Here is a 17,241-nt window from a genome sequence, read left to right as displayed (position 1 = left end):
CCTTTAATATTTATTTAATGAGGAATGGGTCTGTTTCATTAGTGATAATCGTTTCAAGTAAAGGTAATCGTTTATTTAAATATTCCTTTATTGCTTGTACAATAGGATATTCTGTGCCAAAATGGCCAGCATCAATTATAGCAATTTCTTTATCGAGGGCTTCTAATGCTTGATGGTATTTAACATCTCCCGTAACAAGGACATCAATGTTCTCTCGTAGTTTTTGAATTTCACTTCCTCCACTGCCTCCAATCACCGCTACTTTTTTTATCTCTTTATTTGGATTCCCGACAATGCGTACAGAGTTTAATCCTAATTGATTTTTGACAAATGTAGAAAATATTTCTAATGTAGTAGGTGTTTCTAAATCACCGACAATACCTAATGATATTTTAGGATTTTGATTATGAACAGGATAAATATCATAGGCAACTTCTTCATAGGGGTGAGCATCCAATAATGCTTCAATGACATTATTTAGATGTTCTGTCGGTACAATAACTTCAAATCGTTCCTCTGCCTCTTCATTTATTGAACCTACTTTACCGATAAATGGATTTGCTTTATCAGACGGCAAAAACGTTCCTGTGCCAGAAGTACTAAATGAACAATAAGCATATTCGCCGATTACTCCTGCTCCATGAGAACATACCGCTTCTCTTACTATTTCAAGATGAGTTTTTGGAACAAAGGTGACTAACTTAAAAATAGACGCATGTTCTACGGGAAGTAATCCTCTGGTATTGATAAGATTTAATTTCTGGGCTAATACATAGTTTAAACCTTTATTAGCAACGTCGAGATTTGTATGGCAGACATAACAAGCAATGTTATTTTGGATAAGTTGGACAATTCTTTTTTGATAAGGGTGTTCCCAGATAATTTTATAAAGAGGAGTATGGATAATTGGATGGTGTGAAATTATCAGATTTACTTTTTGTCGAATTGCTTCTTCAACAATAGTATCAGTAATAGTTAGGCATATGAGAACTTTATTAAGTTTCCAGTTGGAAGAACCTAAAACTAAACCTACGTTATCATTAGGGTACGCAAGTTTTAATGGAGCCCATTCTTCCATGAGTTTGCAAATATCATAAATATAAATACCTGACATATTCAGATTCCTCTCACTTATCACTCCTATAAATAAAATGTATCAAATTATTTTAATTGTTTTGTTGAGATAACTCAAAACTGATAGCGGTATAACCTACGACAGAACTGTAATCTCCTGATGTTTTTCCGCTCGTAGAATAATCGAGAACGTTAACAGAATAATTTCCAAAAGTAGAAGCAAATCCCATAGCTAAAACAACTGCTGAAGAACCACACATGGAGCATAATCCATCTTTGATGCCATTTATAACTTTATTAGGGTCTTTACTTGCAATAGATTGAATTGTATTATTATCTATTTCATTTGCTTGAGGTTCTGGTAAATAATGGGATAAATCTGTTGAAGCAATAAGCAAATCTTTTTTATCGGTTAGAGAGGCAAGTATCTCACCATATTCATAATATTCCTTAGAGCATTCGTTCCCTAATAAAATAGGAACAATTGGTACAATACCATTACTGACGAAGAGGAAAGGGAGCATGACTTCAAGGCAGTGCTCATATAAATGCGAGTAATTAATTATACATGGCAATTTTTCTTTCATCTCTTCATAAAAGGAAATGTCAACAGGAAATTCTCCTAATGGTGTGGTAAAACACTCATAATCACAAATAGCAAGCCCATCAAATAAGTAGCGATGAGACCTGCCAATAATAAGAACGCGATTAATTTTTTGCTCGCGTATTCTTGCAAAAGCAAAACCCGCAGTGGGTCCTGAGTACATATACCCTGCATGAGGTGCAATAATAGCTAACACTTTATCTGTTGAAGGCTTTGTCTTTGCTTGTTCTATGTAAAGACTTGCTTGTGCTAAAAGTAATTTTGGGTCTTTAGGATAAAACTGACCACTGACCGCAGGGGCTCTTTTTGACATATATTATCCCTCAATTTACACTTTTATATAGTAATTATTATACTATAATTAAATAAAAAAAATAGCCTAGTTTTATAGTAGTGTGAGGTTTATTATGTCAATGTATAACAAGATGTTTTTATTTGCGTTAGTATTATTTTCTGGTTGCAGTGATTCTTGTTTTGACCTTGCAATGAAAGGTGATTATTTAACATTAGAAAAAATGTTATTGAATGAACCCAAGATTATTTATAGCAAAGACACGTTAGGCAAAAATCTGTTACATTATGCTGTTTGTAGCGGAAGTAAGAAAACTATGGAACTACTTTATAGATATGGTATTGACATGAATGTGCAGGATAAAACGGGAATGACACCTCTTCATGTATGTGCGATGTGGGATTTAAAAGGACCAGCAAGATGGCTGGTACAGCATGGTGCAGATATTAAGAAAAAAGATAAATTTGGTGATACCGTTTTACATACTTCAGCAGTATTTGGGGCGGTATCGGTCGGAAAATACTTTTTAGAAATAGGATTGAGCAACGACGAGAAAAATAATCAAGGATTTACAGCAATGCAATTAGCAAATGAATATAGAAATAGTGATTGGTTAAGGGAATTAGTAAAAGACAATAATGAGCAATAAAGATAATAATAGTAAAAATAATTTGCCACATGTAGAAATTTATACCGATGGTGGATGTATTCCAAATCCAGGTAAGGGTGCTTGGTCTGCTATTTTGATATATGGTGATAAAGAAAAGGTTATCAGTGGAAGTGAAGAAAATACGACAAATAACCGAATGGAATTGAGAGCTGCGGTAGAGGCACTGAAAGCCTTGAAACGAAAATGCGAAGTTATTGTATATACAGATTCAGAATATTTAAAAAAGGGGATGACAGAATGGTTGCCTAAATGGATGGATAATGGATGGAAAACAACTAAAGGTGACGTGAAAAATGCTGATTTATGGTTTGAATTGAAATCGCTGATAGATAGACATATTGTAACGTGGAAATGGATAAAAGGTCATAGTAAAAATGTACAAAATGAGAGATGTGACGATATCGTTAAAAGAATAATAAAAAATAAAGAATGATGAACTAATAAGGAAACAATAGATGAAAGAAAGAACAGCAGTAATTAAGTCTCGTGAGCGACTTTTATCATTGGTTTTACCATTTATAGTTGGTTTTGGTGGATTATTTATAACTCAAGAGATTATAACTTCGGAGTTGATGAAATATATTGCGGGTGCTATTTCTATTGTCATTCCTCCTTTCTTTACCATCCTTTTTTTAAGTAAATACCATACAACATTTATAGAAAGAGTTTTTTTAGTATTAGGCATAATATTATTGGTATCAGCAGGTTTTTGGGTACTTACAGGCACTACATTAAATCCTTATTGGTATGAGTCATTACCTGAGGGAATACGTAGGATATCTGAAATGATAGGGATTGGCAGTTTCCTTTTAGGGATGTTAATGTTTGCAATTATATTAGTTCGTCGAAGTGAAAATATCGAAGAGATTGCTGAACGGTTTAAGGTGTTGACGGAACATATCTCAGAAGGATTTGTTTTAAGCAGTCCTGATGGCACCATCGTAGATGTAAATGAGCAATTTTGTAGATTCTTATCGGTATCCAAGAAAGAAATTATTGGGATGTCTGTGTTAGAAATGGCAAGAAAGTATAATGTGCAGGAAATAGGTAGAAAATGGTTAACAAGAGGATATGGAATTAGTGGAGAGTATGAGATAGAAATAGATATTAACCAGCAAAGAAAATATTTCTGGATTCATGGAACACCTATTTTTGATAGAAAAGGTCGACACAAAGCAATTCTTGCCACAGTAAAGGACATAACGGAGTTGAAAGTATTGTCAGAGAAGGTGCGAAAGCATGCAGAGGAACTGGAAAAAATAGCGGAGGAAAAAACACGGAAATTAAGAGAATCCGAAGAGAATTTGAGACAACTTATATTGACAATGAATGAGGGGTTTGTATTGCTTGATAGTCAGCACAAAATAATAATGGTGAATGACTGTTTTTGTTCAATGCTCAATAGCGAAAGAGAACAGATTATAGGAAAGAGTATATATGAATTATTAGATAAAATAAATCTGGTCAAATTACTATCTATACTCGATGCTTCTGGTGTCGAACGACGAAAAGAAGTCAATTTTTTATGTTGTGGGTACAAAGAAGTGCCAACCTTAGTTTCTGTATCCATAATTCCAGCTGACAATGAGAATGAATACAAGTATTCTTTGGTTATTTCGGATTTAAGACAGCAAAAGAAGATGCAAAGTGAGTTGGAAGAAAGGACAAAACAATTAGAAAAACTTAATGAAGAATTAAGACAATATGGGAAAAACAAAGATGCTTTCCTTTCAAATGTTAGTCATGAATTAAGGACGCCCATAAGTACAATTCAAGGTTACATAGAAATGCTATTATCCTCTTCTTTGGGTCCATTAACTCCAAATCAGGAGCATTCTATAAAAACAATGCAAAGGAATACCCAACGATTATTAAGAATGGTAAATGAGATGATAGAGTTTAGCAGAATGGAGATTAAAGGACTCCAAATAAGAAAGAAACTATTTTCTATAAATGAACTTATGGAAGAAAATATATCATTTATTAGACCAAAAGTGATTGCTAAACAGCTGGAATTAAAGTGGTTAAATGGAGATAATGATATATATGTATGTGCAGATAGAGAAAAAATAAGTCAGGTTATCGGTATATTATTAAATAATGCAGTTAAATTTACAGAAATAAGTGGTTGTGTAGAGATTTCAGCTAATATAAGGGAGGGCACAACATTAGAAATATCCGTTTCAGATACAGGAATTGGTATTCCACCTGAATTCCACGAAAAAATATTTGAAAAGTTTTTCCAGGTGGATAGTTCTCCTACACGAAAGTATGAAGGAACAGGAATTGGTCTGGCAGTTGCTAAAGGAATTGTAGATGCTCATCACGGGAAGATAGAAGTTTATAGTGTCCCTGGGAAAGGAAGTAAATTTACAGTAATTTTACCTGATAGTATTTTTAATGTTATGGAAGAAATAAAAGGAGAACAAATTACAAATAAAATAATTTTAGTAGACAATGAAACTGCTTTATATAACGCTTTATCAAGTATAGATGTCAAAATACAAAGTAAAATGGAAAGAGTAAAAAATATTTATGAATTAACACGTATGGTTACTGAAAAACAACCAGATTTGATTTTAATAAATACATACGAACAGGAAGCAGAACATATTTTATCCTTGGTACATAAGATTGAAGAAGAATATGTTTTTGAAGGTATTGACATAATAATATTAATTGACGAAGCAATAAAGATTAGTACTGATTATGTAAGGCATATAAATGAAAAAATATGCTTTTTAGAAAAGCCATTTTCTGCAAAATTGTTAATTGAATTAATAAATAGAATATTATCGGGTGAAAGAGTAGAAGCACTATCACTACCTGACAAAACAGATCATAAAAAAGAGAGGTTGATTTTAGTTTATGAGCCTGAAAATATGTTGAGAGAATTTATAAATTGGGCATTAAGTGATAACGACGAGAATTGTATCTTTTTAGAAAAATATATCGATATTGTGACGTGGATAGAGAAGTTTAAACCTTATGCAATAATTATAGATTTGGACGACTTAACGAAAGAAGAAAAGGACAAGTTACACGATTTAGAAGAAAAGAATGGATTTAAACTTATATATATTTTATCAGGAAATAATTTGAGATTTGAAGATTCACCATATCAGCTAAAAGGTAAAATATTGAATAAACCGTTTCTTATTGGAATGTTGATGGAATTGTTAAAAAAAGAAAACACTGAAGAAATAACGACAAGTAAGAATTAGTTATATGCCGAGAATAAAGTTAAAAAAATATTCAAGAAGAGATTTTATAACTCATTCTTTTGTAATGGTAACTGGTGCAACAAGGATAAAGAAAACAACACCAAAAAATGAGGATACAACACCGATTAGTGAGTTATGTTTAGATGTGAATAATAATAAGATATTATTACAAGAATATGCTGATTTAGTTCGTTCACCTGCCAGTTTAGTAAAGATGATGTTGATGTATCTTGTAGCACAAAAAGTTAATACAGGTAAAGTTGAACTTAATGAGATAGTCAAAGTAAAGAAAACTATATATCCACAGAACATGATGGATATTATTATAGCCTCTGATAAGGAATATCAATTGTCTTGGTTAATGGATGCGATTGCTATAATATCCTCTAATACATCAGCAGAATTGATAGCACAGACATTATGGAAATCCAAAGAAGAATGTATTCAAGAGATGAATGATATGGCAAAAAAATTAGGTATGAAATCGACAGTATATCACACTGTTAATGGTTACCCTGTTAAATCTGGTCTCGATTTAGACAAAACAACAGCCAATGACATTTCAATACTTGCCAAAGAGTGCTGTAAATATCCATTAATTTTGTCATGGACATCAAAGAAGAAGCTTATTCTCGAAAAGGAAGGAATTGAGAGAGATAATACGAATGAGTTGTTATTTTTAACAGTCGGTTGCGATGGGATAAAAACGGGATATACGAAATCTGCTGGGCACTGTATCGTTGCTACAGCAAAAAGAGCAAATAAAAGGTTGATAAGTGTTGTATTAGGGGCTAAAAAGTCTTCAGAAAGGTTTAGGATTGCAAATAACTTATTGGAAATAGGTTTTGCTGAAATTGAGTAGTTTATTTTCTTACTCAGGCAAACAAAAACCATCTTCACTATCAGAGCAAACACGATAACCGCCGACATTAAATAGTTGTATAAGTCGTAGTAACTCTGGTAGGGTTATTGTCCAATAAGGGGGGAGGTAATCAGAAGTATGCCTAACACAATTTTGGTCTCCAGTACCTAATCCAAAAAAGTCTTCTCCTGTTATGTCACAGTGATACGAACCAGAGTTGAATATCTGAATAACCCTTAATAGTTCTGGTAATGAAATAGTATAGTCATGGTTTATGTCCGCAGAATGATAATCGTTCATTTCTCCTTCTGGATTTTGTCCTTCGGCATTATTACATGAATATGTGTTAAATATTAGTTTCCACGATTCAAGATAACCTCTTCCACCCGTTTGTGAGTCCACGATACGCAATGTCCACATCCCGTAGATATGTTCACCTTTTAAAACGCCCAGAAATCCTATAGGTTTATAACTTCCAGCGAAAGGATTTGTTCCTTCAGTAATGCTAATTTCTGCATAATCATCAAAAAATACATTGTCTAATATGGTTCCTCCTTGTGAAGGATAAATCATTAAAAATAATTCTGTTCCTGCTGGGGAAATAAGTTGAATTAATATTTGTCGTAAATCATCATGGGTAAGGGAAATGTTAATGATAATATCGTTTAATGTGCCTTCAATTGGTACAAAAATATAGTAAATATTTTGTGCCATGTCCATTAGAAGACTGTGGGTTTCTAAACCCTGAATTTCCAAGTTACATGGAGAATTTAGACTACCTTCACCATCACCTTCTCCTTCAATGTTACCTTCGGATGCGTTCCCTTCACCTTCTGCGATTATTCCTTCTGTTGTGCCATCAACAGAACCTTCAGTTATCCCTTCTAATATACCTTCATTGTTGCCTTCTATATTTCCTTCTCCTTCTATATTTCCCTCTTCATTCCCTCCTTCTGTTCCTCCTTCAAGAGTCCCTTCCGTTTGAGAAATTACATTTAATTTAAATGGTGAAGAAAAAACAGTTCCTTGTGAATCAGAAACTCTACAACGATAGAATCCAGCAGAGCTTAAATTTATATTTCTTAATGTTAACATGGGGCTATTAGAGTAAAGAATGGGGGTATATTCTTCACCTGAAGAACTCTTAAATTGCCATTGATAGTTAACGGTGCCAATGTATCCAGAAATTCCAATAACAAATGTTGTGGAACTTCCTTCATTTAAGGTGCGTTCAATAGGTGCAATTAACCAGACGCGCAATCCTTCACCTTCAAAGGAGCCTTCAGGTGTACCTTCTATATTTCCACCTTCTGTTTGTCCTTCTCCTTCTGTTAAGGGAGATGAGACATCGATACTTGCTAAGAAACCATCTGAACTACCACCAGCAAAGGTCGTCTGATATGTTCCTGATGTTATAGGTAAAATGGTAGAGGCAGTTTCACCGACCATATACATTACATTAGAACTTGTAATAAATAGTGCTCTTGCTTTTTCTTCATTATTTCCTCCGTAGTATGTGCTGTATTGAAGCAAACTTCCGTTTTGATTAAAGCATGAAAAGAAAGCATCTTGATTCCCTCCATAATTAGGTTGTAAAGTTCCATAAATTACGGGGAAATCTCCAGAATATGTATATCCTACAACATACACACGAGAGGTACTATCCAATGAAATGCCAAGACTTGATTCTGTTTTGCTACCGCCTAAGTAACTACTGAACACGATTTGATTTAGTGACGGATTTAATTTTGTTACAAATGCATCTTTTTCACCCCCTCCATAACTTACTTGGAATGAAGAAATGGTAACAGGAAAATTTGATGATGAGGTTTCTCCTGTTATGTATATGTTTCCATTGGAGTCTAAACACAAATCATTACATAAATCAGCTAAATTTCCGCCGATGAACGTTGAGGCAATGAGAGACGTATCTTCAGCGGATAATGTCATAATAAACGAATCATAATATCCCCCTCTGTAGTTAGGTTGTATTGTTCCTGAAGTAGTCGGGAAATTCTGAGATGATGTATATCCTCCTAAAATAAATGTATTGTTATAATACCTTACTGTTTTACATAAATCTATTCCAGAAGTGCCAATGTAACCACTCCATAATAAATTTAATGAAGAATCATATTTCACCAAAAAACCATCTAAACCACCTCCGCCGAATGTTAAATTTAAATTAGAATCTCCTACGACAGGAAAATCATTGGATTGTGTCCAACCTGTTAATATCACTTGCTGATTTGGCAAAATATCAAGAGACATGATACTTTCATCTACACTTCCACCGATATAGGAACTATATATTAAATTTTGTCCAGTAGAACTTAGTTTTACAAAAAAGCTGTCACGATTCCCTCTTTTTTGATTTTGATATGCATTTGCGGTAATAGGAAAATCCGAAGAGGATGTAATACCTGCTATGTAAATGTTGCGATAAGAGTCAATTTCTAAACATGTTGGACTGTCATCACCAGAACCGCCTAAAAATGTGGAGAATAAAATCTGGTTTGCAGTAGGGTTCATCTTTGTTACAAATATATCTCCTGTTATATCACCACCTAAAAAATTACTTTGAAACACCCCATAACTTGTTGGAAAATTAGGAGATTTAGTTTCACCAATTAGATATATATTCCCTGCGGAGTCTACTTTTACATCAATAATTTTATCGGTATTATTACCACCAAGATATGTTCCAGCAAGCAACGTAGGGTCTAATATTAGTGGATAATTGGGGTTAAAATTTGAGTCAGATAGATTAAAGTTAATTCCATTATCATTGAGAATTTTAATTGGAATAGTTCTTTTTTGTCCATTAATCCATTGAAAAGCACAAGGAGCAAAAAACTCAAAGTAAGAGTTGTTATAAGTAATGATAATTTTATTATTAGATAATTTTGGTATAACTGGAACCCATGTATTTTGTGACAGTACATCAAAGTTTAATGAAATTTGATTCCAATTAGCATGGGGATAAATGATGAAATCAAACTCAAAATGTTTACTATTTTCATAAAGATATAAGTCGATATTCGGATATATTTCTTTGTAAATAACTGCTTTGTAATGTGGCGATATAATGGGAACATTTTTAGAATTGAAATATTTGTCGAAATAACATGAATATGAAGGTAGGGATATGCTACCAGAGATTGATTGTGTATTGCTTTTGTTAAAACTCACTTTTAAATATATATTTGAGTATATGTCGTGAAAGATAATGGAATCTTTATAACATGCGACAGAAATAGGTGTTGATGAGGAATAAAACAGGACATCAGATGAGAATCGATGCAAGTTGGGTTCAAAAAATAGGGGAGTAGTAGTGAGAGATAATCCATAAATATATGTAGTAAAAAAGGAAGGCACAGTGAGTAATAAGATAAGAGGCAACAATTTTAATCTGGCATTTTGCATATTCTAAATCCTTGGTCTGGCATAGATAAGTCTGGGGCATTCCATGAACGAAAAGCAGAACGACAACGAGCAGATGTTCGCAAACAAGTACCACCACGTAATACTTTATATTTGCCTGATGCAGGACCATTTGGGTCAATAGATGGAGAGTATTGATAATAATTAGCATCATACCAATCTTGACACCATTCCCATACATTCCCATGCATATCGTACAATCCCCATGCGTTTGGGAGTTTTTGGCCTACAGGGTGTGTTTGGTAATTACTGTTATTGTAATGCCAACCGTAGTTATCTAATTGTGACGCATCGTCACCAAAATAGAATTCGGTAGTGGAACCTGCTCGACATGCATATTCCCATTCTGCTTCGGTAGGTAAACGGAATGTACCTGAACCCATAGTATTTATTTTATCAATAAATTTTTGGCATTCTTCCCATGTTAGATTTTCTACAGGTAGATTATCTCCTTTATTATTGGAATTGTTATAACCCATGATATTTTGCCATTGTTGTTGAGTAATCTCTGTTTCACTCATCCAGAATCCGCGAGATATAACTACAAGATGTTGAGGATATTCGGAAGTGTAAAGTGAAGCGGTTCCACCATAAAGGTTTACTAAGTCATTTGGGGATTTGGTTGTCCCCATATAAAATGAACCTGATGGAATCCAAACAAACGTTATCCCTAAAAATTGAGACTTTGTCCCTGGAGTTAGTTCAGTTGCTGTGCCTAATTGGAAACCATCCTCACCTGTACTATCTATTTTGTATGAATCGCTCTTATAAAGTTGTACTAATCTTAAAACTTCATCAAAGGATATTTGCCAGTTTTGAGGATTATAATCCGAATTATGAGGTTGGCAACTGTTATTGCCTGGACCTAAGGCATATCCATCTTCAGAACCAGGGGAACAATGGTATGAACCGTAATTGTATATTTGAATTACGCGAAGTAGTTCTGATAATTGAATAACATAAAAAGGCGGTTTGTAATCTGCAGAATGATGTTGAGCATATAGATAGGGGGTTAAAAATAATAAGGATATAGTAAATATTGCCACATTTTTTCTTAGTGTCATATTTATATAAATACCTTATTTTTTTCGAGTGAATAAAAAATGTGACCTGAACATATTGTTCAAGTCACATTGGTTAATGTCTATTAATTGATATTACCACAAATCAATCGAACCGCTTGTCCATGGTAATGGGTCTGAATAATCTTGGACACCTCTATACAATAATTTGCTTGGGCCATTCCAGTAAAAACTTTTACCTACGATATTATGTCCCAATACACTTAACCCAAGATATGCACCTCCATCAAATCCACCAATAATTTCGATACTTGCAGGTGAAGGGAATACATGAATATTTGAGGTTAGATAGGGTTTTCCAAAGAGTTCTGCTTCAGCAGATTCATATAATGTAAGTTCGACAATCGCTTTAATATATGCTTGTGCAGTTCCACCAATATCTATATTCCAGGTTAATGGATGGCCATCGAATGTAAAGTTAAATAAATCCGCTTTAGAATTGTTCCAGTTACCTGATTCATATACTGCTTTTAATGTAAATGTATCTTTTATATCAAAGCCTGATTTTACACTTGTATCTCCTGTCATCTGGGCTACCAATCCGAATGGGAAACGTAAAGTAACTCTACCATATATGGGAATTGGACCAATATTGGCTACAAAAGGATGGACAATAGGCGGGATTATATCCCACTCTTGAGAAATTGGTGTTTGATTGTCAAGGGCAACTTTGAGGTCGATGGTTAGTGTAATTGTTCCTGTTGTTGTTAAGTCAAGTTTGTTTAGTTGAAATGCTTTATAATCGGCAATCAATGCAACTTGTGGTGTGCAATCTAAAATACCTTTATCAACAGTTATTAATATACCATTACCGCGATATATCTCTTTTCCACTAAAGTTTACTATAGTTGCTTTTGCGTCATTTGGTAAAACGCCTGCTTTCTTAAAATCATTTATATCAAACTTAACGGTTGTCATTAACATACCTTCTTGTACTGCATCTTCCAGTGAGGCTGGCTCTGTAATTGCAACAACCTCATTACCTTTTTGTCCCACCGCCGTTACTTTTCTTAGATAGCCCGTATCACCATTTTGTCCAACGACAATATCCCCTGTTGTTATTGGGACGGCACCCTGTGATGTTAGTGAAATTTGATCTGGTGTCACAGAAGTTACAGTTACACCAGGTAGTTTGTCCAAAATGACCACACCATCGCTAACCACGCCATTGTTGGGACAGCCCATAAAAAGGCTTAATACAACGGTTACTGAAATTAGCAACACTAACTTTCTCATATCTATCACCTCTTATTAAGGTTAAATTTTATAAACTCCATAATATTACTATACACAAATAAATTTAAAAAGTCAAATAAAATTTACACTTTCTTTTAAGTTTTTTATTGCTGTTTTATAAGAGGAATTTGAGAAAACATAAGAGCCTGCCACCAAAATATTAGCACCTGCTTTTATAACTTCTCCCGCCGTATATTGGTCTATTCCACCATCAACTTCCAGATCTTTATCTCCAATCATTGCCCGTATAGATTTAATTTTTCTAAGCATATCTGGAATAAATTTTTGTCCCCCAAAACCAGGATTAACAGTCATAACTAATACCATGTCTATATCTTCTACTAAAAATTCAATTCGACTTTCGGGTGTTGCTGGATTGAGGACTATACCAGCTTTACACCCGAGGTCTCTTATCTGGTTAATCAAACGATGTGGATGATTTGTCGCCTCAATATGAATAGTAATAATGTCAGCACCTGCATCTGCAAAAGTTTCTATGTATTCTTCTGGATTATCAATCATAAGATGTACATCCATCGGAACGGAACAATAACGACGTAATGATGCTACAATTGGAGGTCCTATGGTAATGTTAGGCACAAAATGTCCATCCATAACATCAAAATGAATATAGTCAGCCCCAGCATTTATCAACTGAGTTATTTCTTCTCCTAATTTACTAAAATCACATGAAAGGATGGAAGGTGCTATTCTAATTTTTTCTTCTTTTTTCATTTTATCTATACTCCATCTTGGTTATTTAGTATTTGGGTGATATCAAACGAGGTGGATTGCCTCCTTCTAATTCATAGGAAGCTACATTTATATTGTCAACAAAAATTTCAACAGTTGCTTTGCTGATATATGAGACCTTTATATTTATAGGGGTTCCGCGAACATATCTTATTTGAGATAATGTGTCGTAGAGTCTCGGTTTATACCAAACAAGTTCACGGTTCCCGTGTCGGTCGATAAGTTCAACGCGAACTTCTTTTACAGCCCAGTCCTCGTTCATGGTATAAGTCACTTCTGCTTGATAGCGAGCATCTGGGAGCGAAGTAGTTCCAGAGAGTTTTATTGTGTATATAACCATTTGGCCACGGACAATTGGTGTGTCTGGTGCTGGGTCCTGTTCAAGAACGATATCTGAAGGTGCCTCTGGAGAATCTGTGATATTTGGAACAAGATTAACGTCATAAGGCTTTAATAGTTCTTCAACTTCCTGTATAGGTTTACCTACAATATTAGGCATAATATATGTTTCTAATTGTTTTCCAGTACTAATAAGAAGATTTATCATAGTACCTTGACTTGCATCAGTATCTGGAGGTGGGTCTTGTGCAATAACAGTTTCAGGAACTTCATCCCTTGGAATCCTTGCTATGTTTCCTAATTTAAATTTACTGTTATATTCAATAATCTGTTGAGCCTCATTTAATAATTTTCCTCTTAAATCGGGAATTTTTTCAGTTGATGGACCTGCACTCACGACTGGAAACACTTTTCTACCGATACGAACGACCTTTCCAGCTTCAGGTTTTTGGCTGATAATGTAATATTTTGGGACAGTATCATGAACTACGGGTATGTACGGTCCTAATTCAAGACCCAATTCTGTTAGTTTTTTGGAAGCTTCCATTACAGGGATATCGGTTATTTTAGGGACAATGATATATTTTCCACCACTCAATGCTTGGGTATAAACATAATAACCTGTTCCTGCAATGACAGCGGTAAATATTATCAAAGCTAAAGACCACTGGATGAGCCATAAAATTAAACTAAAGAAAAATAGGACAAAGTTAATTATGGCTTTTGAAAGACTGTCAAAAAGAATCCGTCCCAAAGATTTTTTAGTGGTAGGGTTTGATATTGTCCTGTCTGAATTTTCCACGAATCAAGCCACTCCGGTGCATTTATAGGTATTAATTTTTTTTCTTTTATAAATTCATTCACTACTCCAAGAGTCTCATCTTCAGTAAACGTACATACAGAATATACAATAATTCCACCTTTTTTACATACTCGAGAGGCTTCTTCTAAAATCTCTTTCTGCAAATTAGGTAGTCGTTTTAACGCATCCTTTTTTATAGTATATTTAATATCTGGATTTCTCCTTAAAGTTCCCAAACCTGAACAAGGAGCATCTACGAGGATACGGTCGAAAGTTTCATTTGGGAACGGTAAGAATGTTCCGCTGGAACATATAGGGTATATGTTTTCACATTTTAATCTATAGATATTCTCAAAAATCCTTTGAATTCTTCCTGGATGAATTTCAACTGAAAAAATCTTGGATCTATTTTTTGTTAATTGGGCAATATGAGTTGTTTTGGTACCTGGGGCTGAACAGATGTCTAAGATAATATCCCCTGGTTGTGGGTTGAGGGCATGAACGCTTAACATAGATGCAGGGTCTTGAATTGTATATAACCCTTGTCTCATTAGAGGACAATTTGTTAATAAATATGTTGAATTGAGCGATAGTTCTTCAGGAATTGGGGTTAGGTGTTGTGCCTCAATACTAATTTTTTTTAATCGTATTTCTAACTCTTCACGTGTAATAAGCATTGTATTTGTTCTTATTGACATGAAGGGAATTTCAGAAACAGAAATAGCAAATTCTTCAACGTTCTCTTCACCAAATCTTTTTATAAATTCCTCTAAAATCCAAATGGGGATTGAATAACGAATGGATAGGTAATCTAAGAAATCGGTTTCCTTAGAAGGTAATTCGATATCTTCAAACTTTTCAGGTAGTTTTCTCAATACAGCGTTAACCATTCTGGCTAATCCTGCATGTCCAAAAATATGAGCAAGGTCAACCGATGTATGAACTGCGGCAGGAATAGTTACCTGAGAACAAAAATAATATTGAAAAACAGCAATCCTTAAAATATATAGAATAGGTCGTGGTAAAGTATCCAAAGTACTATTAAAGAACTGAGAGATAATGTAGTCCAATAAATCAAGATTGCGAATGGTCCCATAAACAATATGCGCAAAAAATCGACGACCTCTTGAACTATAAGCTTTCCTTTGAAGCGTTCTTGATATACATTCATCAATGGGTAATTTTGAGGTTTCCCATCGTAACAATGTATTGATTATTCCGGCTCGTACAATGTCGGCCTTTTCCATTTATACTATATCCTCAAATAGTTCGCCTACTTGTAAGTGATTTCCTTTTATATATTCATTAAATGGTAGAGGTTTTCTATTTGGCGCTTGTAGCATACAAATTCCAATAACTCCTTTGCCTGTGTTAACTAAACATTTATCCTTTTTTATTTCTAATATTGTCCCTGGTTTTTCACTATTATATATATTGTGATCATAATGTACTATTTCTGTCTTATGGATTCGTATGATTTCACCGTTTAATTTCGTAAATGCTATGGGCCAGGGAATACAACCTCGGACAAGGTTATGAATTCTTTGTGCATCCCATGCCCAATGAATAATACCATCTTTTTTCTCAATAAGATGACAATATGTTGCTTTTGATTCATCTTGTGGGATAAAAATAGCCTTTCCAGAATTAATTAGATGGATCGCTTCAACCATTAAATCAGCACCAATATGGGACAATTTTTCGGAGAGTTCTAAAGCATTCTCATTTTCATCAATCGGGACTTTTCTTTGAAGTAAAATATCTCCTGCATCCATCTTCATGGAGATTTTCATTACAGTTACACCAGTTTCTTTGTCTCCTTCTATAATTGCAGTTTGAATAGGAGAAGGTCCTCTCCATCGTGGTAATAAACTTGGATGTAAATTTATCATGTAACCAACTGTCGGAAGATTTAACAGGTCCTTTTTAAGAAAACTTCCAAAAGCGAATACAACACCAAGGTCAGGTTTTAAGTCTCTAAATATATCTAATGCTATAGGGTCATTTACATTCTCGGGTTGAAAAACAGGTAACCCCATTTTTTCAGCAGAAACTTTTATCGGGGGAGGAGTTAAACGAAGATGACGTCCACTGGGTCTGTCTGGCGGACAAACAACGCCAACCACCTTAAAGTTTGTGCAGACTTTTTCTAAGCAAGGTATTGCTATTTCAGGTGTTCCAAAAAATAATATTCTCACTAATCTAACAATCCTGGGATTTCTATTCCACCTGCGATTTCTTTCATCTTTTCTTTCGCAAGAACACGCACTTTTTCTGATGTTATGTTAATTGCTGATAGGACCATGGCTTCTATGAGGGATTTGTCTGCAAAGGCTTCTGAAAAAAGCTCTTCTGAAATTGATAAGTTTAATACCTCAAATTTTCCATTCATTTTTACTTTTACCATACCACCACCCGATTCTCCTTCGACTTCAACCTTTGCAAGTTCTTCTTTAAGTGTATCAATTTTTTGCTTTACTTGCATGGCTTCTTTTAATAAGCTTCCTAACTGCGAAAAATCCTTAAAATCAAACATAAAATGTCCTCAGCATTTAGCTTTAATTTAACAAAATAGGCTTATATTTTATCCCATATATCTAATATAAAGCAAAAATGAAAGTAAAAGTTTAGGATTAACTTATGTGTTAAAAAATAAGTAACAGTATTACCATTTTAATTTATCGTAATAACAAAACAAAAAGTTGTAATTTCTTCTTTTTGCTTATTATTGCCTTATAGACTTAATTTATAAGGGTTCTGAGTTGGTTTAATATAATTATCAATATAAGAGAATAGTAACTAATCCAATTTGAAATATAATGATAAATATGATAGAGTAATATAGTTGTATACTTAACG

General features: G+C 34.0%; 14 protein-coding genes. 4 read left to right on the top strand and 10 right to left on the bottom strand.

Annotation, left to right across the window (positions count from 1 at the left end; genetic code table 11):
* Positions 1 to 10: 10 nt before the first annotated feature.
* Both PLJ10_06370 and amrB read right to left on the bottom strand, forming a co-directional pair.
* Entirely contained in the window at positions 11 to 1,114 is a 1,104-nt protein-coding gene (locus PLJ10_06370) for a Nif3-like dinuclear metal center hexameric protein (protein ID HOK09271.1), read from the bottom strand.
* A 52-nt stretch (positions 1,115 to 1,166) separates the two neighbouring features.
* Complete coding sequence (gene amrB, locus PLJ10_06365) at positions 1,167 to 1,991, bottom strand: AmmeMemoRadiSam system protein B (GenBank protein ID HOK09270.1); 825 nt, start codon at positions 1,989 to 1,991, stop codon at positions 1,167 to 1,169.
* Between the two features lie 100 nt (positions 1,992 to 2,091).
* Here amrB and PLJ10_06360 point away from each other — a divergent pair, with 100 nt between their 5' ends.
* From PLJ10_06360 to PLJ10_06345, 4 genes are read left to right on the top strand one after another with little or no spacing between them, the layout of a single operon-like run.
* On the top strand, positions 2,092 to 2,619 hold the full coding sequence (locus PLJ10_06360) for an ankyrin repeat domain-containing protein (GenBank protein ID HOK09269.1): 528 nt from the start codon (positions 2,092 to 2,094) through the stop codon (positions 2,617 to 2,619).
* On the top strand, positions 2,609 to 3,073 hold the full coding sequence (gene rnhA, locus PLJ10_06355) for a ribonuclease HI (protein ID HOK09268.1): 465 nt from the start codon (positions 2,609 to 2,611) through the stop codon (positions 3,071 to 3,073). The genes PLJ10_06360 and rnhA overlap by 11 nt, the downstream gene beginning before the upstream one ends.
* 22 nt (positions 3,074 to 3,095) lie before the next feature.
* Positions 3,096 to 5,864, top strand: coding sequence for an ATP-binding protein (locus PLJ10_06350; protein ID HOK09267.1), 2,769 nt, complete (start codon positions 3,096 to 3,098; stop codon positions 5,862 to 5,864).
* Positions 5,865 to 5,868: 4 nt separating this feature from the next.
* The gene (locus tag PLJ10_06345; GenBank protein ID HOK09266.1) at positions 5,869 to 6,726 is read left to right on the top strand and encodes a serine hydrolase; all 858 of its coding nucleotides are present in this window, start codon (positions 5,869 to 5,871) and stop codon (positions 6,724 to 6,726) included.
* 9 nt (positions 6,727 to 6,735) lie between these two features.
* On the opposite strand, the gene PLJ10_06340 is transcribed toward PLJ10_06345, so the two are convergent.
* The 8 genes from PLJ10_06340 to PLJ10_06305 all read right to left on the bottom strand — a co-directional run bounded on the left by PLJ10_06340 (position 6,736) and on the right by PLJ10_06305 (position 16,918).
* The gene (locus PLJ10_06340) at positions 6,736 to 10,152 is read right to left on the bottom strand and encodes an SBBP repeat-containing protein (GenBank protein HOK09265.1); all 3,417 of its coding nucleotides are present in this window, start codon (positions 10,150 to 10,152) and stop codon (positions 6,736 to 6,738) included.
* Entirely contained in the window at positions 10,134 to 11,234 is a 1,101-nt protein-coding gene (locus PLJ10_06335) for a formylglycine-generating enzyme family protein (protein ID HOK09264.1), read from the bottom strand. The genes PLJ10_06340 and PLJ10_06335 overlap by 19 nt, the downstream gene beginning before the upstream one ends.
* A 93-nt stretch (positions 11,235 to 11,327) precedes the next feature.
* Positions 11,328 to 12,488: a hypothetical protein gene (locus tag PLJ10_06330; GenBank protein ID HOK09263.1), complete on the bottom strand. Its 1,161-nt coding sequence runs from the start codon at positions 12,486 to 12,488 to the stop codon at positions 11,328 to 11,330.
* A gap of 72 nt (positions 12,489 to 12,560) precedes the next feature.
* Complete coding sequence (gene rpe / locus PLJ10_06325) at positions 12,561 to 13,223, bottom strand: ribulose-phosphate 3-epimerase (GenBank protein HOK09262.1); 663 nt, start codon at positions 13,221 to 13,223, stop codon at positions 12,561 to 12,563.
* Between the two features lie 25 nt (positions 13,224 to 13,248).
* On the bottom strand, positions 13,249 to 14,235 hold the full coding sequence (locus PLJ10_06320; GenBank protein ID HOK09261.1) for a PASTA domain-containing protein: 987 nt from the start codon (positions 14,233 to 14,235) through the stop codon (positions 13,249 to 13,251).
* A 59-nt stretch (positions 14,236 to 14,294) separates the two neighbouring features.
* On the bottom strand, positions 14,295 to 15,629 hold the full coding sequence (rsmB, locus tag PLJ10_06315) for a 16S rRNA (cytosine(967)-C(5))-methyltransferase RsmB (protein ID HOK09260.1): 1,335 nt from the start codon (positions 15,627 to 15,629) through the stop codon (positions 14,295 to 14,297).
* Positions 15,630 to 16,580 (bottom strand): methionyl-tRNA formyltransferase, encoded by a 951-nt coding sequence (gene fmt, locus PLJ10_06310; GenBank protein HOK09259.1) that lies wholly within the window; start codon positions 16,578 to 16,580, stop codon positions 15,630 to 15,632.
* Positions 16,580 to 16,918, bottom strand: coding sequence for a YbaB/EbfC family nucleoid-associated protein (locus PLJ10_06305; GenBank protein HOK09258.1), 339 nt, complete (start codon positions 16,916 to 16,918; stop codon positions 16,580 to 16,582). The genes fmt and PLJ10_06305 overlap by 1 nt, the downstream gene beginning before the upstream one ends.
* Positions 16,919 to 17,241: the final 323 nt, after the last annotated feature.

The sequence above is a fragment of the Candidatus Hydrogenedens sp. genome (genome assembly GCA_035361075.1).
In the GTDB taxonomy this organism is placed as follows: Bacteria; Hydrogenedentota; Hydrogenedentia; order Hydrogenedentales; family Hydrogenedentaceae; genus Hydrogenedens.
This window is presented reverse-complemented; position numbering and strand designations above follow the sequence as displayed.

Bases quoted from the DNA above. Each gene is read 5' to 3' on its own strand.
- rpe (HOK09262.1), bottom strand. From the start codon at position 13,223: ATGAAAAAAGAAGAAAAAATTAGAATAGCACCTTCCATCCTTTCATGT.
- PLJ10_06330 (HOK09263.1), bottom strand. From the start codon at position 12,488: ATGAGAAAGTTAGTGTTGCTAATTTCAGTAACCGTTGTATTAAGCCTT.
- rsmB (HOK09260.1), bottom strand. From the start codon at position 15,629: ATGGAAAAGGCCGACATTGTACGAGCCGGAATAATCAATACATTGTTA.
- amrB (HOK09270.1), bottom strand. From the start codon at position 1,991: ATGTCAAAAAGAGCCCCTGCGGTCAGTGGTCAGTTTTATCCTAAAGAC.
- PLJ10_06345 (HOK09266.1), top strand. From the start codon at position 5,869: ATGCCGAGAATAAAGTTAAAAAAATATTCAAGAAGAGATTTTATAACT.
- PLJ10_06370 (HOK09271.1), bottom strand. From the start codon at position 1,114: ATGTCAGGTATTTATATTTATGATATTTGCAAACTCATGGAAGAATGG.
- PLJ10_06360 (HOK09269.1), top strand. From the start codon at position 2,092: ATGTATAACAAGATGTTTTTATTTGCGTTAGTATTATTTTCTGGTTGC.
- PLJ10_06335 (HOK09264.1), bottom strand. From the start codon at position 11,234: ATGACACTAAGAAAAAATGTGGCAATATTTACTATATCCTTATTATTT.
- PLJ10_06350 (HOK09267.1), top strand. From the start codon at position 3,096: ATGAAAGAAAGAACAGCAGTAATTAAGTCTCGTGAGCGACTTTTATCA.
- PLJ10_06340 (HOK09265.1), bottom strand. From the start codon at position 10,152: ATGCAAAATGCCAGATTAAAATTGTTGCCTCTTATCTTATTACTCACT.
- rnhA (HOK09268.1), top strand. From the start codon at position 2,609: ATGAGCAATAAAGATAATAATAGTAAAAATAATTTGCCACATGTAGAA.
- PLJ10_06305 (HOK09258.1), bottom strand. From the start codon at position 16,918: ATGTTTGATTTTAAGGATTTTTCGCAGTTAGGAAGCTTATTAAAAGAA.